The following is a 23,063-nucleotide window of genomic DNA, read 5'->3' on the forward strand; positions in this document are numbered from 1 at the left end:
TCATGAAAAACAAAGTAACTATAGGAATGCTTCTGGCAAGCGCGATGGCTTTTGGCCAAGAGGTAGAACTCCCAAAAGTGGTACTTCCTTCCCCGGAGGCCTACGAGATAACCAAATACGGGGACATCCCGGCAGACGAGCGTACGGGCATGGTGAATACGTCAATACCGATATATACCTACAGGGCAGGAAAGCTGGAAGTGCCGATCTCCCTGAACTATGCGGGGGCAGGCGTAAAAGTCGACCAGCTGGCAACCTGGACCGGCATCAACTGGACGCTTGCCGCAGGCGGCGCGATAACCAGGACGATCAACGGAGCTGCGGACGAAGGATCTGAGATAAGCAGGCTCGAAGTGGAAACAATATTTGCGATGGATTTGCGAGATGGCACTGATGATACAGCTAATCTTCATTCTCTGCTCACTAATACAAGACCGCTGTGGGATTTCAATCCTGACCTGTTCAGCTTCTCTTTTCCGGGCTATTCGGGAAGCTTCTTTCTGGACAAGGATTATATACCGAGGCTGTCCAAAGCAGAAAGCAACCTGAAGATCGAAATCTTGGGGAGCGAGGCAGACCTGCGGGCCAGGCTGCGCAACGAGAAAAGATTCTGCATCACGACCCCGGAAGGCATAAAATATTTTTTTGGAGGCACCGGAGCGACGGAGTTTTCCTATACCACCAGTGATCCGCATGCGGCGCATCTTTTCTATCCTACTTCTTTCTACCTTTCCTCGATACAGCATCCAGACCACGGGACCATATATTTTGATTATTTAGAGGCAGGAGGGGCAAACCTCAGTTTGGGCAGAACCCAAAGCATTAATATTATTACCAGCATAGTCATTCCTAACGCCCCCTACTGCTCAGGAGCAACACCCAGTACGGTTCGTCAGACATCCGCAACGTTCAGCCGTTTCGAAAATGGCCTGTTCTTGTCAAAAATAAGAAGCGACAATAACACTGTGGAAGTTAGTTTCTCTTCAAGTTTCGGGTCGGCCTCAAATTACAGAAGGATATTGAACGGCATTGCCGTCAAGGACGGGAGCAATGAGCTGTCAAAAATAGACTTTTCCTATCTGTTTCCGAACCTGGCTGGCAATTCCCAACGGTTTTTCCTAACGAAGCTGGAATTTAACAGGGACCATTCCGACGCGGCGCCAGGGAAAAAAAATGAACAGTATGTAATGGAATATAATGATCCGATGGGGCTGCCGGACCGATTGAGCTATGCTGTCGATCTAGCGGGTTACTATAATGGAAAGATTGGCAACACCACACTATTGCCAAAATATGTTGATCCTCTTTTTGATGCCTCCATTCCAAATCTTGCCGACCGCAGGGGAGATTTTTCTTTTGCGGCAAAAGGCTCACTGTCGAAAATATATTATCCGACAAAGGGACACACAGCATTCGAGTATGAGCCGATACAGTCGAAAGAATATGACAGGGCGGGCAATTACCTGACGATCTGGAGAAACGAGAGCACGCGAATTCCGGCATCGAAAAAGACGGCCAGCTATGGATTCGTCACATTTGTAAACAACGGCGAAATGATAGAGTCGGTAGGATCCTTGATGGACCAGCAGGTGAAGGTATACGTAAACGTCGTTGCGGCAGGCCAAATGGGGCATACCGATACCATAAAGCTGAAGATGATAGATAATACGAACAATACCGAGGTAGTGGTGCAATTAGCCATGCCTCTGGCGGCACCTTCCGAGGGACTTCCGGTCGACTACACGGCAGACAGGGAGTATACATTCAATTTCCTGAAAGACCACGTCTATACCCTGGAAGTTTCCAGCAGCTATGCATTCTCCACCGTACCGTTTACAGCTACGGTGAGCTTCAGCCATATAAAGGGCTACAAGATCGCTGAAAATGGCGGAATACGCATCAAAAGGATTACTGATTTTACAAACGAAGGACACAAAGCCGGCACCAAGCGCTATTATTACCATGAGGCTACTGATTTATCCAAAAACATTCTCGATATCTTGGAACTGAAAAGCGATTACAACTTCGTTGAAAATGGTTACATGAACCAGTGCTGTTCAGTATATGCGGATCTGGCTTTTTTTGAAGCCAAAGAATACTTTTACAGAACCTTGTCCTCTGCATATCCCTTTCCCGAGCTCTTCGACAGAAAATACGAATACGTTACGGTAAGCTACGGCGGTGATGATTTTGAAGCTGGCGGCACGGAAAAAAGGTTCGACAACCGAGGCTTGGCCACCAGCATTGGAATTTTTCCGTCGGGATCGCAGGGATCAGAAGGCTATTCGAAAGGAAACCTGGAAGGAATCTACCACGGCACATTGCTGAAGGAAACCCAGCTGGCAAAAAGAAACGGGTTGCTCTGCAAGACCAGAGAGGAAGCCTTTACCTACCGTTATCTGCCGACCGGATACATGGACGGGGTGACAGGGCATATACAGGGGCAGGCTTGTGCGAGGCAATTGATTTCGTCATCCAATGTGAATGTAGGCATGTACAGCTTCCTGTCCAAGCGGGCAGAGTTACTTTCCAGCACGGCTGTGGAATTTACGATCCCGATGCCGCTCGGCGCAACCGGGGAGACATCATACAATCCGATCAGGACAGTAAGAAGCATGGAATACGGCGAGCTGATCGGGCTGCCTGTGAAAGTGACTTCTTCCATCAGCGGAGAAGGGCGCATTACCGAAACAAGAAATACATACGTGCACGAGGCATCGCAGCTGGCGGGCCTGACCAGCCAGCAGGCAGAAGCCTACCAGAAGCTGGCAGGAAGAAATCAGGTTTCGGCGCCGGCAGAGACAAGAGTCTACCGCTCTGATCCGTCTTCGCTGGCTCTGGTTTCTACGCAGAGGATGCTCTTTAGGGAATGGAGTGGCAGCCCAAATCTGATACTGCCGCACATCGCCCAATATTCGAAAGGGGATGGCGCCCTTGAAGACCGCATTGCTTTTGAGGGCTATGACAGCCGCGCGAATGCGGTGCTGGTTTCGCTAAAAGATGGACCGAGAACCCGATATGCTTATAACAATCTTGGAAAGCTGACTCTAAAAATAGAGAACTATATCGTGCCGCCCTCGGCCGGCAACGGTCCTTTCGACCAGCTTCCAGCCCTGGATGCAATTCCGGATACAGCGTCGCCTTGCGCACTTTCCCAGCTGTATCCAAAATCGAGCGTCACACGTTTCTATTACAACAGCAGGTACCTGATGGTAAAATCGACAGACACGAACTGTACCAGCACCTTTTTCGAATACGACGGGATGGACAGACTGAAGCGCATACGAAACGAACAGCAGGAAATTCTGAAAGAGTTTGACTATAGCTATAAAAACCAATAATCGAGCCATGACAAAAAATATATTTTACGCACTGCTGCTGCCATTCATGCTTCAGGCACAGGAGGAAAACTTCATGAAGGTTTCGATCCCAAAGCAGCCGATAACCGCGTCCAGCCCTCAAGGGGTGGACGAAAGCCTGTCGCTGGTCGACGTGGTTTATGCGGACGGCCTTGGCCGGCCGATACAGCAGGTACAGAAAAACCGATCGGCTACAGGGAAGAGCATCGTGGTCCACACAGAGTACGACAGCTACGGCAGAAAGACAAGAGACTATCTACCGTATTCCTTTGCAGGCGACTTCGACGCAGCAGCGCAGGCCAGCGTGCTAGGCTATTACAGCACGCCCGCCTACGGCAATACGCCCAATCCCTACAGCGAATCGGTATTGGAACCTTCCGTTGCGGGACGCGTACTGGAGCAGGCAGCGCCTGGCGCCGACTGGGGCATCGTTCCGGGAAGCGATCTGGGTCATACGATAAAAATGGACTATGGAACCAATGTTTCTGACGAGGTCAGGCATTATTTCGCGGGCACATCTTGGGATGATTCCGAGAAACTCTATCAGCCCTTCCTGCAGGATAACGGCTATTATGGGCCGGGCCAGCTCTACAAGACCATCACCAGGGATGAAAACTGGACGCCTTCCTCAGGTCTTGCAAGCACAGCACAGGAGTTCAAGGATAAGGAAGGGCGCGTGGTGCTCAAGAGGGTCTACGGGGCTTCTATTGTCAGTGGTTCGGAGAGCCAGGCCTGGCACGATACCTATTACGTCTACGACGTGTACGGTAACCTTACCTATGTGATTCCCCCGTTAGCAGACAGCCCGGCCTCACAGCTGGACGGCTTATGCTACCAGTACAAATACGATGCGAGGAACCGCCTGGCAGAGAAAAAGCTCCCGGGGAAAAGCTGGGAGTTCATCGTGTACGACCAGATCGGTCGGACGGTACTTACAGGTCCCGTGACCAGTCCATTCGCACCGACGCAGAAAGGATGGCTCTTTACCAAATACGACGGGCAGAGCAGGGTGGCGTACACCGGATATTACTCGGGCGCGCCCGCCGGGGCACCAGAACGCAGTTCGATACAGGGGCAGCTTGACGGGGAGGCCAATATTTCGGAGTCAAGGACTTCAGGAGCCGGCCTTGCAGGCGGGGTTCCACTGGCTTATACGAACACAGCATTTCCAGCAACTGGAATTTATACGATGATTGTCAGCTATTACGACGATTATTTGTTTCCAGATGTGCCGGCGCTGCCTTCTACGGTAGAGCAGCAGCAGGTGACCCAAAACACGAAAGGCATGCAGACGGGTTCTTGGAATCGGGTGATTACGATAGTTTCGGAGACCCTCGGAGAAACTTCCTATATTTTTTATGACATAAAGAACCGGCCGGTGCGCAACGGGAAGACCAATTACCTGGGAGGCCATACCGTTACCGACAACAAGCTTAATTTCAGGGGCATGCCAGAATATACAGTCCTCAGGCACAAGAGAAAGGCTGGCGATACTGAAATTGTAGTGAAAAACAAATTTGCATACAGCAGCCAGGAAAGGCTGGTTTCCCATCTGCACCAGATAAACGGAGGCGCGGAGCAGCTGATGGCGGCAAACACGTATAACGAGCTGGGACAGCTGACCCGAAAAAGTACTGGCGGAGCGCTGGGGGCACCTTTCCAGAACATAGACTTCCAGTATAATGTAAGGGGATGGCTTACCGAAATAAACCCTGAAACGGCCAGGCCTTCACTGCCGCTTGACTTCTTTAACTTCAAGATCAGCTACAACAGCGTGGTAGAAAGCCTTGGGGGCGATGTCAAGCCTCTTTACAACGGGAACATAGCCGAAACTTCATGGAGAAGCAGTTCAGACGGAATCTGGCGCCGGTACGGGTACCGTTATGATGCGCTGAACCGGATGCGCGACGCCTATTTCCAGAAACCATCGATAGGGCTTACCAATTCTTATAACGAGTCAGTCTCTTACGACAAGAACGGCAACATCATGTCGATGAGCCGCAACGGAAACCTGGACAGCGGGGTGGACGTGATCGAGATTGACAGGCTCGACTATGCCTACCATGCCCAATATAAAAACCGGCTTCTTTCGGTGGGCGACGAGACCAACAATCCGGCTGGATTCGCTGATGGCGCCAATCAAGGCGATGACTTTGAATACGATGGATTCGGCAACCTGAACCTCGACCGAAACAAAGGGATAGATGCCATCGAATACAACCACCTGAATCTCCCGGTCAAGATAAAATTCGGTTCAGAAGCCAAAAAAATTGAATACCTTTATGGCGCAGACGGGGCCAAATTAAAAAAGACAGTTACAGACGGTGCAGTGGTTAGTGTTACGGACTATATGGATGGCTTTCAGTACGTCGGAGGGCAGCTTGATTTTTTTCCAACAGCAGAGGGATACGTGAAATGCGTTGCGCTTAATTCGCGTGGAGGTTCATTTGAGGCCTTTCCGTCTTTCAATTACGTATTCCAGTACAAGGACCATTTGGGGAACGTAAGGCTTTCGTACGGGTTGGACCCGATGTCAAATTCGGTCGCTGTTATGGAGGAAAGCCACTATTACCCATTTGGGCTGAAGCACCAATCGTATAATGCGGTGGAGAAGGTACACGTCCCTGTGGAGGGAACTGATGGCTATTATACGAGTGTAGCCCTTGAGTTCTCGCAGAATAATACCTATAAGTATAAGTACAACGGGAAGGAGTTCCAAGACGAGCTGGGGCTGAACCTGTACGACTACGGGGCCAGAAATTATGACCCAGCAATTGGAAGATGGATGAATATTGACCCGTTGGCGGAGAAAATGAGAAGGTGGTCGCCTTATAATTATTGTTTTAATAATCCAATGCGGTTTACTGACCCTGATGGAATGGGACCCAATGATTGGATTAAACATAAACTTACGGGCGAGGTATCTTGGAGGTCTAATGTTACTTCTGCTGGCGACACTCCCGCGATTTATAAATATTTGGGTGAAGAATATAAAGGCTTAAAAATACAAAACTATGATAGTTATAATGGAGGAGGCATGGCAGGTTTACAGATTAAGGCGTCGTGGAGTGATGGACAAGAAGGAACTACGCAAAACGCACAATTTGTGCAAACAGTCACAACAAATAGACCAATTGGCGCAAGTACATCACCTTATAATGACCCTCAGCCGCCAGACGATAATAAACCCTTTTTTCATACTGACACAGAGATAGCCGCTATGCGAGGGAACGACGGTGCGGATTTAGATTTTTCAGACATACCCCGCCGAAGTGCGATTTCTGAAGGCGCACACTGGCAAGGAGAGTTGACATTAGTTACCGATAATGGACAAGGTTACATCCCTCAAATTACTATAAATTATGGTTTTGACATAATTGGAGGGACTTCAGTAATTTCTGATATCGTAGTAAGTAAATCGGAATCGTCTTTTCAAAAAAATGCAATTGATGATTATAACAAAACACTAGTTGGCCCAAGAAATTCCGATGGTACATTTTAAATAAAATTATTATGAAAATATTTGACAATAAGATTATTGCTTTCATCCTACTTAATGCACTTGCAGTTACTTCATGTAATTCACAACAACTATTATACGAGCCTATTGGAGAAATGGATAAACCACTACCAAAGATTGCAATTAAAATTAATAATGATAAAGAAAATAAGGGTAGTAAAGTTTTTATTTTGGATAAAAATACATTTGAACTATTAAGAAATTACGTGGTTGATACCTCATTAAGAACGTATGTAGGGGATAACTACAATTACGAATACGGCTGCTATATGGTTACGTATTTTACTGATTCTAAGAAAATTGAGTATATAATTAAATCAAGGGATGAAAGCCGAAATTTTTTCGATGGTCAGTTGCAAATAATAAAATCAAATATCCAACTTTATAACGAAATTAATGTGCTCATAAAAAGATTAGGTGCTGTTCCGAAATAAACTATAAAATCAATTGTAAGAAGTGTTGACGTGAATTATTTCATAATTAATATGTAAAACATCTAATTATGTTTCAAAGTAACATCTAGGGTTTAATATTAATATGCAGTAGATTAAAACAACCTTCGGGTTGTTTTTTTATTTAAAACCTTTTCCAAATCCATCTAATCCCAAGAAAAACAATAACCACCAATGCCAGAACCATCTGCAACACCGCACCAATAAAACTGAACACAAACCTAACGCTAGGAGATGGAGCATTCCGCATCTGGTGATTCTGTATTCCAGTCATAAGCTTACTGGCGACAAAATATTCGGTGATTATGTTTTAACTTTTGTTACCTGCATTGTATCATTTTGAAACAGCAGTCACTTTCCATTGAAACAAAGAAAAATCAAAAAAAGTCCCACAAAAGCTACACTTTTCAAAATCCGTTAGTATTTATATGTATGATGCTTGACTGAACCCCTTGTATGGATTCATTGCATCTAATAATAAAATATTAATTGATTAAGATGAAATACAATGACATAAATGAGTTTGAAAAGAAAACTAAAAAAAAGAAAAGCACCATATATCGGTTCTATAAAAGAAACAGTCAATTATGGGATGAAACACAGCTGAAGAAGAAAAGACTGTTTCCAGAATCACATATCAAATACTTCAACAGCGAAACGCTTTTCGATGAAAACCAAGTGCTGAAACAGGAAAACGAAACTATGAAGAGGCTTATCGACTGCCTGATGGATAAGGAAAGCCTTCAGCAAAGGCTTTGGAAAATGGATTGGAGCTACTTCTTTACGGTTGCATACAAGGCGGAACGAAACAAGAAAAGCTGTTTCAGGCTGATGAACTCGCTTTATGAAACGCTGATTCAACAGTATGGTGATGAAAGCGGAATAAGGCTGTTTTTTACCACAGAGCCTTTTGCAAACAGAAAGGGCTATCACAACCATTTCGTAAGCGACGCTCCAAAAAAGATAAATTTTGACTGGAAGAAACAGTTGGTAAACGACACTGACTTCGGCCTGGAAGCCAATTTTGAAAAACAGATATACAAGCTGAAAGACCTTTGGAGCAATAAAGAAGCGGGAAATACCAAAAGAGCGTTTGCATCAGAAATTGCTTCACATGACGTTATAGTCTTGAAACTTTCAAAATGATCATAGGTTGGAAACCCTTTTTTGCAAACTTAAATTAAAAGAGGATGAAATTAAAATTTACGGCACTGCTATTGCTTGCTGCAATTAGTTTGCAGGCACAATTCGTCAAAAATCACGGACGATTGAGCGTCAACGGAACACAATTGGTAGACAAAAACGGAGACAATATTTAGCTAAGAGGAGTGAGCTTTGGATGGCACAATTGGTGGCCTAGATTTTATAACAAAGAGACTGTAAAATGGCTCCACAAAGATTGGAATGCGACAGTTTTAAGAGCTGCAATGGGCGTTGACGCCGATGAGAATTGTTATTTGAAAAGCCCGGAAGATTCAAAGGCAAAGTTAGAAGCAGTCATTCAGGCAGCGATAAAAGAAGATATTTACGTGATTATTGACTGGCATAGTCACACGATTCATCTGGATGAAGCTAAACAATTTTTTGATGAGATGTCAAAGAAATATGGTAAATATCCAAACGTAATTTATGAGATTTTCAATGAACCAGAAAAACAGTCTTGGGAAGAAGTAAAAACATATTCTGAGGAAGTAATTGCTACAATCAGAAAAAATGATGCTGATAACATCATCCTTGTAGGGTCTCCAAGTTGGGACCAAGACGTTCATTTGGCGGCAGAAAATCCTATAAAAGGATATCAAAATTTAATGTACACTTTGCATTTTTATGCTGCCACACACCAAAAATGGTTGCGTGACAGAGCAGATAAAGCGATAGCAGACGGGCTTCCTATTTTTGTTTCAGAATCGGCAGGAACGCAAGCAACAGGCGATGGAACTTTTGATTTGATAGCTTGGCGGGAATATATTGATTGGATGGAATCTAAAAATTTAAGCTGGATTGTTTGGTCTGTGGCAGACAAAGATGAAACCTGTTCGTTCTTGCTTCCTGCAGCATCTTCAAAAGGAAATTGGAAACAGGGAGACTTAAAGGAGTCTGGGAAAAAGACTCGGGAATTTCTCAGAGAACTAAATAGGCCTTAGGTCGTGATTCTTTTAAGATAAAATGGGGCTTTATGCCCTCATGCTGCTGCATTTGCACTTGTGCAGTCGGAGGAAAGCGCGAAGTCTGCCTGTGAAGATCGAACCCTGCATTTCTGAGTGAATAAGTCAAGTTGTTAACGAAGCTGTATTTATACACTTCTGGGATTTTTGATCCTCGATTGGTGCATTATTCTTCCACGATTTTTTGGACATGGCCGGTCCATTCCTTTTCAAGATATTGGTCATTTGGGTGAATTTAAAGATCTATTTATTATGACAGATGCGACGGAATAGATTTTTTAAAAGAAAATTCATCCTATGAAGAAGCCTACACTTTTGGCGGCTGCAAAAATACAGAAATCAAAGATTTAAATTGCAATATTGACCGTTTTGGATATATTTGCGGCTAACTAGTAAAAAAGAGGACCTAGACTAAAAATCCCAACATGAGTCTTTTAGAAAAAATTGAATCGGCAATCTACAGGCTTTCGGGCTACAATACGGATACTAAAAACTCATTCAGAAACCCTGTGTTTCTTTTGCTGGCGGGAGTGTCTGCGCTGGCAATATTCCTGGCGTACTCCAACCACTTCAGCAATGGCTTCCAGTTCGATGACGCACATACCATAGAGAACAATTATGCTATAAGGGAGGTGACTATCGGTAGGTTCTTTGCAGACGGAAGCACTTTCAGCTCAATGCCCAGCAACCAGTCCTACCGGCCCTACATCACATCAGAAAATGCAATTGACTACCACCTGTCAAGTGGAAGTACTAAAGCGTTCCACATACATATATTTATCACCTTCCTTCTCTGCTGCGCGCTTCTGTGCGTGTTCGTAAAGAAGATGCTTGATGCCATTGGCTATTCTGGGCGCAACCAGTTCTGGGCGCTGCTGGCAGCATCTTTTTTCGGTCTTCTTTGCGCCAATGCGGAAACGGTCAATTACATCATACAGCGTGCTGAAATAGTAGCCGGGCTTTACGTACTTTCCGGTTTTGTGGCGTTTCAGCAGGGAGGCGCATGGCGAAGCAGGTATCTGTACCTTCTTTTTCCCCTGATCGGATTCTTTGCCAAGGAGATGGCTTTCGTGTTTTCGCCGCTTCTGTTTCTCTACGTACTCCTAATGGAAGAAAATGCCGACCTGCTCCATTTTTATAGGGCCGAAGAATTCAAGAAGTGCTGGCGCAGTTTTGTCAAGATCCTGCCATCTTTTATCTTGACGGTTGTTTTTTTTATTTTTTATTCCAAAATGCTCCCCGAAACCTTTTCATCGGGAGGATATGACAGGTTTAAGTACCTCATAACGCAGCCACTAGTGCTGTGCCATTACATCCTGACCTATTTTGTGCCCTATGATCTTTCAGCCGATACAGACTGGATGCCCTTTGAGTCCTTGTCTGACTATAGAGCCCTGGCGGGTATCCTTGCAGTCATGGCATTGGTTTATCTGGCATTGAAAACATCTAAGAACAAGCAGACTCGCCTTTTCTCCTTCGGCCTGCTCTGGTTTTTCATATCGCTGCTTCCAACATCTTCATTAATTCCCTTTTCTGAGGTACTGAACGACCATAGGTGCTTCATTCCGTACATTGGTCTCACCATTTCGGCAGTTTTTGGCGTAAGGTACTTGCTCCAATCCTACTTTGGAAATGCCTTGAAGCGAGCAAATGTGGTTAATAGCATGGCCACCATCACGCTCATTATTTTGCTGGCGAATGCATACGGAGTGCGGGAGCGCAACAAGGTCTGGAAAGATGACCTTTCGCTCTGGGGTGACGTAGCAGAAAAGAGCCCGAATAACGGAAGGGGACTGATGAATTATGGACTGGCGCTGATGGCAAGGGGCGATTATGGAAATGCGGCGTCCAATTTCAACAGGGCGGCAGTATTGAATCCGGATTATTCGAGCGTCTACATAAATCTGGGCGTGCTCAAGAATGCGACTGGTGATATTTCAGGGGCAGAAAGTCAATTCATTAGGGCGCTTGCTTGCTCTACTGCCAACCACAGCAGCCATTATTTTTATGCGCGGTTCCTGGAACAGCACGGTAGGACAGCAGAAGCGGTAACGCATCTGAAGAAAGCGCAAGTGCTAGCTCCTTCTTATGCCGAAGCCTACCTGCTGCTATTTTCGATTTACCATAAGGCTCAAGACTGGAAGTCACTGGAACTTCTTTCTTCTCAAATATTGGCCACCAGCCCTGATGATGAGGAGGCTAAGAAATACGCGGCTATCGCTATCAGCAGAAAGAACGTCATTACCACAATGGAAGAGGATGCTATCGCTGTCCCGACAGCACAAAAATACCTCACAATCAGCTTGAGCTATTTTCAGATAGGGCAATATGAAAAAAGCATCAGCGCGGCAGAAAATGCACTTTCCTTAAAAAAAGATTTTCCCGAAGCCTACAATAATATCGGGATTTCCAATGTCAGCCTTGGACATTATGATAAGGGGATAGCGGCCTATAAAAAAGCACTGTCCCTAAATCCGGAATTCCAGCTAGCCAAGAACAACATGGCACAGGCTGTCCTGCTTCAGGGCCATGCGGCAACAGGCGGTAACATTAAGACTGCGGCGGACTATCTGAACCAGAGCCTTGAATACTATAATCAGGGGAACTATTCAAGGTGCATCGAGGCGGCAAAAAAATCAAATTCGATTCTGCCTTCTGCAAATGCCTATAATAACATTTGTAGCGCCTATAATCAGTTGAGGCAATATGATAAGGCAATTAAGGCCTGCGACAAAGCCTTGGAACTTGATTCCAGCCATCAGCTTGCCAATGGCAACCGGCAGTATGCGCTTGCGCAAAAAGCCTCGCAATAATTTTAAACCCGCAACTAAAATGGAAACAACCGCTTACCCAGGCCACAAGATAGCAGTGGTCATTCCTTATTACAATGCTTCGGCACATATTGGGCGCGTAGTCTCCAAGCTTCCATCATATATCCATACGGTAATCATAATAGACGATCGGAGTACTGAAGAATTGCCAAGAGAAGAACTGCTTTTAGCTGTATCCCCGGCAACACAATGCCTTTTTTTGCAGAACGAGGAAAATTTAGGTGTAGGCGGGGCGACAAAGAAAGGATTTAATTTCGCTATCGAAAATGGTATGGACATTGTAATAAAGGTCGATGCAGATGATCAGATGGATATTGCATTTATTCCAAAGATGGTAGATGCTTTGGTTTATGGCAATGCAGAAGTTGCGAAAGGCAACCGCTTCAGGGATTTGAAAGCGCTGAAAAAGATGCCTGTGGGCAGGAGGATGGGCAATCTTTGCCTTTCTTTCCTGATAAAGGCTGCAACCGGTTACTGGAATAACTTCGATCCCACCAACGGCTTCTTGGCGATAAAGGCAGACCTTCTCCGTACTATAGATTTTTCAAAACTTTCAGACAGGTATTATTTTGAGACCTCGTTGCTGTCAGAATTTTATTTTCAGAAAGCGAGGGTGCTCGACATACCAATGCCGGCTATCTACGGAGACGAAAAGTCTGCAATGAAAATTTGGAAGATGCCTTTCGTTTTCGGAGGCAGGCTCGCAAAGGCATTTCTTAAAAGGATACTCAAGGAGTACTTTCTCTATGACTTCAATATAGCATCAATCTACCTGGTCTTCGGGTTGCCCCTCTTTATTTTCGGAATCATTTTCGGAGCTACCGAATGGATTTATTATGCATCAAAGGACATATTGGCCCCGACGGGTACGATAATGATTATAACGATCTCAATTATATTGGGATTTCAGCTGTTGTTACAGGCTATACAGTACGATATAATAAATGCGCCTAGAGCCACAAGATAGCTTTTGTTAGAATTTTACCCTATTCTATCTTTTAATGAAAAATAAACTATGAAGTAGTATACGCATGGACAAATTGCTCTTAGGTATAGGTATTTGTAAGTGTAGGCGTTTTATATACAGTTGTATATACGTTTTAAAAAAAAAAAAATCAATCCTAATTTTATATATATTTGTTAAGCTTTATTTAGTAAAAATAATCTTATAATCCCCAAATCAATGAACAAGACAAAAGCAATTACTATGACGCTGCTCGTACTAGGGCTTACTACGGCTCATGCGCAACAGTCTGCAAATGCTACTGGAGGCAAGGCTTCCGGAAGCGGAGGCACCGTCAGTTATTCGGTAGGGCAGGTGGCCTACACATCGCTAGCAGGCAGCAACGGATCAGTTTCGCAAGGAGTGCAGCAACCGTTTGAAATTTCGGAAGTACTGAGTATCGAGGGAGCGGAGCACATCAGCCTTAATCCAACAGCATACCCAAATCCTGCCAAAGACAAGCTTACCCTCAATTTGCAGAACTACGATGGAAGCAGTCTCGCACTGCAGCTATTCGACTTGAACGGAAAGCTTCTTTACAACGAAAAGATAATGAGCGCAGAGACAGTAATCAACATGCAGGACTATCCGTTCGGTCTTTATTTTCTGAAAGTAACCAGCGCTGCCAGAGATATCAAGACATTTAAGATCATAAAAAATTAAATCCCTCAAATCAAATGAAAAAAATAATTACTATTCTAGCATTGCTTCTTTGCACTGCAAGCGCTTTTTCACAAGCACCCCAAAAAATGAGCTATCAGGCAGTCGTTCGGAACAGCAACAATGCGCTTGTTCCTTCTGCAAATGTGGGTATCAGGATCAGCATACTGCAAAACAGCGGTACTGGAAGTACTTCATATTCTGAAAGCCAGAGCGCGACTACTAACGAAAATGGTCTGCTAAGCCTGGAGATCGGATCTGGTATCCCGATAACAGGAACATTTTCAGCAATTAATTGGACTGCGGGGCCATATTTTATAAAGACTGAAATTGATCCAACTGGAGGAAGTAACTATACTATTGTAGGTACATCACAGCTTATGAGCGTACCGTACGCATTATTTGCGGCGAGCGGAAATGCTGGTCCTGTTGGAGCTACTGGCGCTACAGGTCCTCAGGGAATTCAAGGTTTGAGCGGTGCAACTGGAGCTACCGGAGTGGCTGGTCCTCAAGGATTAACAGGTGCTACAGGTGTAACCGGTGCCATCGGGGCGACAGGACCTCAAGGAATTCAAGGATTAACTGGAGCTACAGGTTTAACAGGTGCTACTGGAGTGACGGGTGCCACAGGATTGATTGGCTCGACAGGGGCAACAGGTCCTCAAGGAATTCAAGGATTAACTGGAGCTACAGGTTTAACAGGTGCTACTGGAGTGACGGGTGCCACAGGATTGATTGGCTCGACAGGGGCAACAGGTCCTCAAGGAATACAAGGATTAACTGGAGCTACAGGTTTAACCGGTGCTACTGGAGTGACGGGTGCCACAGGAGTGACTGGCTCGACAGGGGCGACAGGACCTCAAGGAATTCAAGGATTGACTGGAGTGACGGGTGTAACAGGAGTGACTGGCTCGACAGGGGCGACAGGTCCTCAAGGAATACAAGGATTAACTGGAGCTACAGGTGTAGCCGGTGCTACTGGAGTAACGGGTGTTACTGGCTCGACAGGCGCTACCGGGGCGACGGGTCCTCAAGGAATTCAAGGATCAACTGGAGCTACAGGTTTGACAGGTGCTACTGGATTGACGGGTGTTACTGGCTCGACAGGCGCTACCGGGGCGACGGGTCCTCAAGGAATTCAAGGATCAACTGGAGCTACAGGTTTGACAGGTGCTACTGGTGTGACGGGTGCTACTGGCTCGACAGGCGCTACCGGGGCGACAGGTCCTCAAGGAATTCAAGGATCAACTGGAGCTACAGGCTTGACAGGTGCTACTGGAGTGGCGGGTGCTACTGGCTCGACAGGCGCTACCGGGGCGACGGGTCCTCAAGGAATTCAAGGATCAACTGGAGCTACAGGTTTGACGGGTGCTACTGGATTGACGGGTGTTACTGGCTCGACAGGCGCTACCGGGGCGACGGGTCCTCAAGGAATTCAAGGATCAACTGGAGCTACAGGTTTGACAGGTGCTACTGGCGTGACGGGTGTTACTGGCTCGACAGGCGCTACCGGGGCGACAGGTCCTCAAGGAATTCAAGGAATTCAAGGATCAACTGGAGCTACAGGATTAACCGGTGCTACTGGAGTGGCGGGTGCTACTGGCTCGACAGGTGCTACAGGTTTAACAGGTGCTACTGGAGCTACAGGAGTTGCGGGATCTCAGGCCAGTCTTTTTGCGAACGATGCAATATCTGGCACTGCTGCAATTTCTGGAAATTTTAGTCCTTCGAGCGCTAGTCAAATTTATAGCAAGACACTTACCTCTCCTGGTCTTTATTTGGTAACTGTGTGGCTTAAAACTGGACAGCAGGGAGGTTGGGTAGGATATCTTAAGCTAAACGGAGCGCTGGCAAGTGCGGGAGCCAGTTATTTTGAAACTAATGATTCAGGAGTAATGAATATCAGCACAGTTTTAAATGTGACTGCAGCTAACAGTACGTTATCATTTGGTTGTACTGATAGTTTTGGTACAGGAGGTACAGGTACGGGAAATATACAGATCGTTAAGCTGTAAGTACTTTCATAAGCTTTTAACTGAAGTTTATCGATGATAGTTTAGCCAATTGGACATTTTGAGAGCAACAACCTTTTCGGTTGCAACTTTAGGATTTGTTTAAAAAAGGGACGAAGTTTAAGATTCGTCCCTTTTTTTGCGTATAAACTGTATGGACTTGCAACAAAAAGGCGGACAAATTTTCTAAGACCTATGGCACGCTTTTAATTTTATAAAATTCTAGTTCCATTTCTTTAGGTGTTTTATATCCCAAAGATTAATGCAGACGTTTTCTATTATACCATACTTCTATATATTCAAGGACTGCTAATTTAGCCTCTTCAATGGTTGTGAATTTATGCTGATAGATTAGTTCTGCTTTAAGGGTCTTGAAAAAACTTTCAGCTACAGCATTATCCCAACAATTAGCTTTTCTACTCATGCTTTGGATGATTAAAGTATTTTTATTAATCAATTTTCTGAATTCTATCGAAGCATACTGTATGCCCCTGTCTGAATGAAAAAGTAAAGATTCTGTTATTTCTCTTTTTGATACTGCCATTTTCCAAGCTGGAATAATCGTTTGATCGGTATACATTCGTGTGCTTAATGACCATCCTATAACCTGCCTGTCATATAAATCAATAATAGTAGTAAGATATAACCAGCCGGCAGCTGTTCTTATATAAGTTATATCAGACACCCAGACCTCATTAAGTAATTTTGGTGTAAAATTTCTATTGAGATGATTACTGCACACTGGATATCGATGATTAGAATCCGTGGTCACTTTAAAGCGTCTTTTAAGTTTACTTCTCCAGCCATTAAGAAGCATCAATTTAGCAACTTTCCTTTTGGATATTTTATATCCTTTTCTTTTTAGCTGTTCCGCTATTCTGGGACTTCCATAAGTTTGACTGCTTAAATCAAAAACCTCTTTTATCAAGTCTGTAAATAGACTATTTTCTATAGATCTATTAGAAGGCCCGCCGCTAAACCATCTATAATAACGGCTTCGGCTTACTTTTAAAACGCTGCACATCTTTTCAATAGGATATGAATGTTTATAGCTCACTATGAATTGGTAGATTTCGCATCGCTCTTGGAAAACATGTGAACGGCCTTTTTTAATATCTCAAGCTCTAATTCTTTTTCCTTAAGAGATTTTCGAAGTTGTTTGACTTCTAAAGAATCTGTTTCTGTTTTTTTAGAAATAATTGGTTTTGGATTAGTAAATGTTTTTTCAGAGGACCACCTTCACCAAAATCCCAAAACCAGTATCGGATAGCGATTTCCACTTAGCGAGGATGTAAGGATTGTCTGGAATCTCATACAAGTCATCGGCATCCAAATAGATTAGCCCTGTCGGCTCCGTGATGTTACTATTGCTGGCAGATTCCTTGAATAAGAAATTGAAGCGGAATGTTGGCAGTAGTGTTGTCTTTATGGTGTCGTATTTGAAACTCCCTTTTCCAAATGCTCTTGCGGACTGGATTAGTGTTAGGTTCTCATCGCCATTCTGGATGAGTTGTAAAACCTCGTCGAGGCTGTTAGCGGTAGTGGTTTTTAGTTACAGCTTTGTCGGTATTCACTTGGTGTTAAGTTAGTTTTACTTTTGAATAGTTTACTAAATGATTGTGGATATTCAAAACCCAATAAATAAGCAGTTTCACTCACGCTCAATTCGGTGGTTGTTAAAATATCTTTAGCTTTTTCTATTAATTTATTATGTATGTGTTGTTGAGTATTTTGACCTGTTAAATTTCGTAGCATATCACTCAAATATGCAGATGAAACATTAAGTTCCTTGGCTAATTTATCCACTGTAGGTAATATTAATTCTGAATTTTTAGAGAAATAGTTTCCTAAAACAAATTCAAAATTTGTGAGTAAATTATTTGTAGCCATTTTTCTTGTTAGAAATTGTCGACTGTAAAATCTGTTGCAATAACTCAAAATTAACTCAAGATTCGATACAATAACATCTTGACTGAAATTGTCTAAACGTGAATTGATTTCATTTTGAATATTTTTTACTATGATTTCAATTGTTTTTTCTTCTTCTTCAGATAGGTGTAGTGCTTCATTAGTTTCGTAATTAAAAAAACCATAATTTTTAATGGCTTGACCTAAAGAATATTGTCTTATTAAATCTGGGTGAAATAAGAGCGACCAACCATCATTATTTTTGTCTTCATCTTTATCAATAGATATAATCTGATTTGGCGCAATAAATGACATAGTTCCTTCATCAAAATCATAATAATTTTTACCATATTTTAATTGACCTTTAAAACTTCTTTTTATGGAAATATTATAAAAGTCTAATAGTAATTTTTGATTTTGAGATTGATTATTATTAGTCGTTTTAGAATGGTCAATAATTGTAATTAGGGGATTCAATGGACTTGGAAAACCCAAAAAATTGTGCAAAGCCACAACTGAATTTATTTTTATGATATTTGGTTGTGAATTTTTCATAATTTAAAATTTGCAGGCAATAATAAATTATTACCTGCTTTATTAGTTTGTAAATTTAAGCATTTTGAAAATCAACTCCTGCACTTCTATCCATTGTCATTATTTCAAGAACATTTCCAGGATATTCAATGGGTAATTTGCTGACATTATCTAATTGTGCCAATTCATCGTTTGTAAAAGCAACTTCTACTGCTTTTAAATTATCTTCTAACTGATGTAATTTTGTAGCTCCAATTATTGCACTTGTTACAACAGGTTGGTGTAGTAACCAAGCCAACGATAATTGAGCAATTGATACATTTTTTTGTTCAGCCATTGGTTTCAATATGTCCAAAACATCATAAGCTCTTTCTTCGTGAAAAGGTGGAAAAGGAAAAGTGTTTAATCTTCCTTCTTCTTTCTGCCCATTTCTTTTGTATTTTCCTGTCAATAGTCCTCCGCTTAATGGACTCCAAATAAGCATCCCAACGTTTTGGTCTAAAAGCAAAGGAACAATTTCACGTTCTGTGTCTCGAACATCTAATGAATAGTTGGCTTGTAGAGAAGCAAATCTGTCTAAATGATTGTATTTTGAATAACTCAACCCTTTCATTAGTTGCCAAGCGGAAGTATTACACGCTCCAAAATATCTTATTTTACCGCTTCTTACCAAATCGTCTAAAGTTCTAATCGTTTCTTCAATTGGAGTTAATGGGTCAATAGTGTGAATTTGATAAAGGTCAATATAATCAGTTCCAAGTCTTTTTAAGCTGGCATCAACTTGCTGGATAATGTGCTTTTTAGAAAGTCCAAGATCATTTTGACTTTTGCCCATTGTACCTCTAACCTTTGTGGCCAATACTAAATCATCTCTGTTAATATCTAAATTTTTGATTGCTTGGCCAATCATTGTTTCTGATAATCCTTCGGAATAGATGTTAGCTGTGTCAATAAAATTTACACCTGCTTCGGTTACTTTTTTGATTTGTTCATCAACAGCTTTTTGATCAAGATTTCCCATATAACCAAAAAATCCTTTTCCGCCATAGTTCATTGTACCTAAACAAAGGGTTGAAACTTTCAAACCCGTGTTTCCTAAAATTTTGTACTTCATTTTATTTATTTAATTGTGAAGTGCAAAGTTCAGCGGTTAATAAAGCTTGTTTGTATCCAAATTGATTTTTTTTGTATTCAAAATGAGGTTTAATTTGTTTGTATTTAGGTAATTAGTATCTTCGGAGGTGGTACCATTACCACCAACGTTCCGCCACTTCTCGTCAGTTGCGAAATTCGGAACTAATTATTTTCTGTTAAAGATAAAATTTCTTGCGAAACGTAAACGTGAATTCACCACAAAATTCGCGCTCGCATGAAAATGCTTTCTGAGCTGGCGATTTTTTGTAATCATTGCCTTATCAGTTTTATTTCTCCAAGAAAATTAGCAGTTGAGATTTCTTTTGGGTTTTCCCCACTATGAATTTTTAAAGTCAATGTATCCTTTGGGATAGAGATAAAATCTCCAACAATTGAGTTCAGATATCCTTCGTAAAAATATCCGTCAGACAGTTTTAATCTATCCATTTGCCATGTTTCATTAAATCCATTTAGATTAGAGGTGATAATTTTGATTTGACAGGAATTGCCATCTTCAATTTCTGCTTTTTCAGCTTGGTATCCGGCATATCTCCATTTACGTTCAGTCCAAGCTGATTCGATAATCAAAGAAAGAGTGTCATTAATTTTAACGGGATTTGTGATCGGCTTATAGTTTTGTAAAAATACGCTCTTCTGAATTGATTCAGCCTTACTATTTGAAACCCCAAACCCCCCTGTACTTACAAAAAAGTTGCAACCGCAAAAAGTACATATTCCAATGAGAGCTAATAGTAATCGTAAATTTTTCAATGTTAAAGATTTTTGTCCCTTGTATAAACCATTCCGACGCTTTTAACCTTATGATTTCGGAACTGATTATTTTCTGTTAAAGATAAAATTTCTTGTGAAATGTAAACGTGAATTTACTACAAAACTAGGGATTGCGCAAAACCGCTGTTAACAGACGTATTATTTAGAATAACATATTCCGCAACATAACATCTTTCAATTTCCACTCATTATTTTCTTTCTGGATATAAATCAAAAAATACTTTGCTTTGTACATATCTCCATTTGTATAAGTGCAATGAAATTCTCCAAACTTTCTTTCTTCGTCAAAGTTAATTTTAGAAAAAAGAAGAAAACCAGGAAGCGCATAATTAGAATTCCAAAACGTAGATGGAAACGGGCCTTTATTAAGCGACAAACCATTTCTGTAATCAAAATTTGCCTTTTTTTGTAAAAGATTCAAATCAATTTTTGGAGTGACTTTTTCGCTAATTGTATCAAAGTATAAATTTTTTATTGTTGTGAAGCGTGCTTTAAATTCAACATATCCAGGCTTATCCGTTGTCAAACTATCATAAATTACCAAAGCCTTTTTTTTAAGGCTGTCTGCAATAGTTCGATTTCCAGTTGCTTTCAAATAAACAGAATCGACAACTTGATTAAACACTGTATTCAAAGCATTTTTTTCCGTTTCTAGTACACTTTCGTTGTTCTGGCAACAGAACAGTGTACAACAAAGAAAAAGTGCGAAGGTTACGTGTTTCATAATATGGCTGCTAACGTCAGTCTGTGAAAAAACCTCCGTTTAATTACTTCCAAATATAAAAAACTATTTGTGTAAAAACAGGAATATTCGTATTTTTAAAGATGCAACACATCACCGGAATTTCCCGTAACCAAATGACTTTCGCCTGTTTAGAAGATCACATTTCTGCTGATAACCCCATCCGATTTATCGATGCCTTTGTAGAAAATATTGCATTAAAAACATTGGGATTCGATGTCAAGACTTTAAAAACAGAAGGACGCCCGAGTTTTGATACCAAAATTTTCCTCAAGCTTTATCTTTATGGTTATCTCAACGGACTCCGAAGCTCGCGCAAGCTCGAAAAGGAATGCCTCCGAAATACCGAAATGCAGTGGCTTTTGTGCGGGCTGGTTCCCAATTATCACAGTGTATCCGACTTTAGGAAAAACAATCCTTTGGGACTAAAAAAGCTCTTCAAGCTCTTTGTCAGCTTTTTGAAAGATGCTGATCTGGTTGCAGGGGAAACCATCGCCATCGACGGCACAAAATCCAGAGCCCACAACAGCAAGAAAGCCAATTTCAACCAAAAGAAAATCGACAAGCATCTGGCCTACATCAAAGAAAAAACGAACCACTACTTAAAAGAACTGGCTCAAAACGACCAGGACGATTCTGGCATCAGCATCAGCAAGATCCAAGAAAAAATAGAGCGGCTCAAGACTAATAAAATCCGCTATGAGCTTTTGGAAGAAAAACTGCAGGCCAGTGGCGAACCACAAATCAGCACTACTGATGAAGATGCACGCGCTTTGCTGGTGCAAGGCCAAGTGGTGGAAATAAGCTATAACATTCAGGCAGCGGTGGACAGCAAGCACAATTTGGTGGTGGCTACGCATACAATCAACCGGAACGACCGGAATGCCTTGACAGCAATAGCCTTGGAGACCAAAGAAAATTTGAATGCTGAAACTTTTACTGTTTTGGTTGATAAAGGCTACCACAACGGACGCGAACTCAGCCAATGTAAAGAGCATAACATTACCACGATTGTCGCGCATCCCGATCAAGGAATAAGCAATGAAAACGGTACTACACAGGCTTATTTGGTAGCCCACTTTCTTTACGACAAGGCATCCGATACCTACACATGTCCGATGAATCAAACCTTGAAAACCACAGGAACCTGGCACAAGAAAACCAGAGACAGGGACAGTTATGACTTTAAGAAATACAGAACGCCCGCCTGCAGGGAATGTCCGGCAAAATCGCTCTGCACCAGCAGAAAAGGCGGTCGGGAGATTGACCGGAGCCAGTATGCCGATGCCGTAGAAGAAAACAACAAGCGCTACCAGGAAAATCAGCACCTGTACCGCAAACGCCAAGAGATCAACGAACATATCTTTGGCACCATCAAGCGACAATGGGGCTACAACCACACCAACTTGACGGGACTCAAAACGGTAAATGGAGAACACAGTTTAATTATGCTGGCGTACAACATCAAGCGTGCGATGAATATTTTGGGCGTGCCCGATCTGATGGCCCGATTCAAGAATTGGAAATCGCCTTACAAGACAAAGGCTTGTCTTCTTTTTAAAACGATCATTTTAAAGGCTTTTCCAAGTCGTTTTGAAATCCAATTCTATTTTGCTTCTTAAAAAGCGGCTCTCCTTAAAAGAGATCTATGGAAGCATCTGAAAGCATTTTTGTGGTTAAAAATGTGAAAAAAGAGAGTTTTTTCACAGCCTGACGTTCCGCGGCTTGGCGAAGTAGCGGGTTTTCACCGTGAAGTTGTAAAGACAATCAAAAAGTGAACTTCGCAATTTCAGCCCTAAGAAATTCTAAACCAGCTATTTCGCCAAGCATCTATGTAAAAGCATAACTTTGAGTTACATATAAACAAAGACTATGCAATTACACGACACTTCGGCTAATCCAAAGATATTCATTGGATTAGACATTCACAAAAAAAGCTGGACAGTTTCTA

16 protein-coding genes are annotated in these 23,063 nt (G+C 42.6%); 11 read left to right on the plus strand and 5 right to left on the minus strand.

All coding sequences use genetic code 11. The annotated features are described in order from the left end of the window. The first annotated feature begins 2 nt into the window (after positions 1 to 2). From ACFPVY_RS07215 to ACFPVY_RS07260, 10 genes are all read left to right on the plus strand, one after another. Positions 3 to 3,341, plus strand: a complete 3,339-nt coding sequence (locus ACFPVY_RS07215) for a hypothetical protein (protein WP_379791299.1) — start codon at positions 3 to 5, stop codon at positions 3,339 to 3,341. Then, a complete protein-coding gene (locus ACFPVY_RS07220; RefSeq protein ID WP_379791300.1) occupies positions 3,316 to 6,861 on the plus strand; it encodes a DUF6443 domain-containing protein in 3,546 nt (1,181 codons plus the stop codon). Before ACFPVY_RS07215 ends, ACFPVY_RS07220 begins: the two co-directional genes overlap by 26 nt. Positions 6,862 to 6,872: 11 nt before the next feature. Next, on the plus strand, positions 6,873 to 7,313 hold the full coding sequence (locus ACFPVY_RS07225; RefSeq protein ID WP_379791301.1) for a hypothetical protein: 441 nt from the start codon (positions 6,873 to 6,875) through the stop codon (positions 7,311 to 7,313). Positions 7,314 to 7,829: 516 nt separating this feature from the next. Further along, on the plus strand, positions 7,830 to 8,477 hold the full coding sequence (locus tag ACFPVY_RS07230; RefSeq protein ID WP_379791302.1) for a hypothetical protein: 648 nt from the start codon (positions 7,830 to 7,832) through the stop codon (positions 8,475 to 8,477). A gap of 44 nt (positions 8,478 to 8,521) precedes the next feature. Continuing rightward, complete coding sequence (locus ACFPVY_RS07235) at positions 8,522 to 8,650, plus strand: hypothetical protein (RefSeq protein WP_379791303.1); 129 nt, start codon at positions 8,522 to 8,524, stop codon at positions 8,648 to 8,650. A gap of 9 nt (positions 8,651 to 8,659) precedes the next feature. Beyond that, the gene (locus tag ACFPVY_RS07240; protein ID WP_379791304.1) at positions 8,660 to 9,475 is read left to right on the plus strand and encodes a glycoside hydrolase family 5 protein; all 816 of its coding nucleotides are present in this window, start codon (positions 8,660 to 8,662) and stop codon (positions 9,473 to 9,475) included. Positions 9,476 to 9,921: 446 nt separating this feature from the next. Next, positions 9,922 to 12,309, plus strand: coding sequence for a tetratricopeptide repeat protein (locus ACFPVY_RS07245; protein ID WP_379791305.1), 2,388 nt, complete (start codon positions 9,922 to 9,924; stop codon positions 12,307 to 12,309). 19 nt (positions 12,310 to 12,328) lie between these two features. Further along, positions 12,329 to 13,294, plus strand: a complete 966-nt coding sequence (locus tag ACFPVY_RS07250) for a glycosyltransferase family 2 protein (protein ID WP_379791306.1) — start codon at positions 12,329 to 12,331, stop codon at positions 13,292 to 13,294. Positions 13,295 to 13,510: 216 nt separating this feature from the next. Then, on the plus strand, positions 13,511 to 13,993 hold the full coding sequence (locus ACFPVY_RS07255; RefSeq protein ID WP_379791307.1) for a T9SS type A sorting domain-containing protein: 483 nt from the start codon (positions 13,511 to 13,513) through the stop codon (positions 13,991 to 13,993). 14 nt (positions 13,994 to 14,007) lie between these two features. Continuing rightward, positions 14,008 to 16,005, plus strand: a complete 1,998-nt coding sequence (locus ACFPVY_RS07260; protein WP_379791308.1) for a collagen-like domain-containing protein — start codon at positions 14,008 to 14,010, stop codon at positions 16,003 to 16,005. 256 nt (positions 16,006 to 16,261) lie between these two features. Here the strand turns inward: ACFPVY_RS07260 and ACFPVY_RS07265 are convergent, their stop codons facing one another. The 5 genes from ACFPVY_RS07265 to ACFPVY_RS07285 all read right to left on the minus strand — a co-directional run bounded on the left by ACFPVY_RS07265 (position 16,262) and on the right by ACFPVY_RS07285 (position 21,004). Beyond that, positions 16,262 to 17,116, minus strand: a complete 855-nt coding sequence (locus ACFPVY_RS07265; RefSeq protein ID WP_379791318.1) for an IS3 family transposase — start codon at positions 17,114 to 17,116, stop codon at positions 16,262 to 16,264. A 434-nt stretch (positions 17,117 to 17,550) separates the two neighbouring features. Further along, positions 17,551 to 18,465 (minus strand): helix-turn-helix domain-containing protein, encoded by a 915-nt coding sequence (locus tag ACFPVY_RS07270; RefSeq protein WP_379791309.1) that lies wholly within the window; start codon positions 18,463 to 18,465, stop codon positions 17,551 to 17,553. Positions 18,466 to 18,520: 55 nt separating this feature from the next. After that, the gene (locus ACFPVY_RS07275) at positions 18,521 to 19,558 is read right to left on the minus strand and encodes an aldo/keto reductase (RefSeq protein ID WP_379791310.1); all 1,038 of its coding nucleotides are present in this window, start codon (positions 19,556 to 19,558) and stop codon (positions 18,521 to 18,523) included. Between the two features lie 290 nt (positions 19,559 to 19,848). Then, the gene (locus ACFPVY_RS07280; protein ID WP_379791311.1) at positions 19,849 to 20,349 is read right to left on the minus strand and encodes a hypothetical protein; all 501 of its coding nucleotides are present in this window, start codon (positions 20,347 to 20,349) and stop codon (positions 19,849 to 19,851) included. Between the two features lie 163 nt (positions 20,350 to 20,512). Next, positions 20,513 to 21,004 carry a hypothetical protein gene (locus tag ACFPVY_RS07285; protein WP_379791312.1) on the minus strand — a complete coding sequence of 164 codons (492 nt, stop codon included), beginning with the start codon at positions 21,002 to 21,004 and terminating at the stop codon, positions 20,513 to 20,515. A 191-nt stretch (positions 21,005 to 21,195) separates the two neighbouring features. Between ACFPVY_RS07285 and ACFPVY_RS07290 the strand changes: the two genes are divergently transcribed. Beyond that, positions 21,196 to 22,734 carry an IS1182 family transposase gene (locus ACFPVY_RS07290; protein WP_379791313.1) on the plus strand — a complete coding sequence of 513 codons (1,539 nt, stop codon included), beginning with the start codon at positions 21,196 to 21,198 and terminating at the stop codon, positions 22,732 to 22,734. Positions 22,735 to 23,063: the final 329 nt, after the last annotated feature.

This window comes from Flavobacterium qiangtangense (assembly GCF_042658345.1).
GTDB lineage: Bacteria > Bacteroidota > Bacteroidia > Flavobacteriales > Flavobacteriaceae > Flavobacterium > Flavobacterium qiangtangense.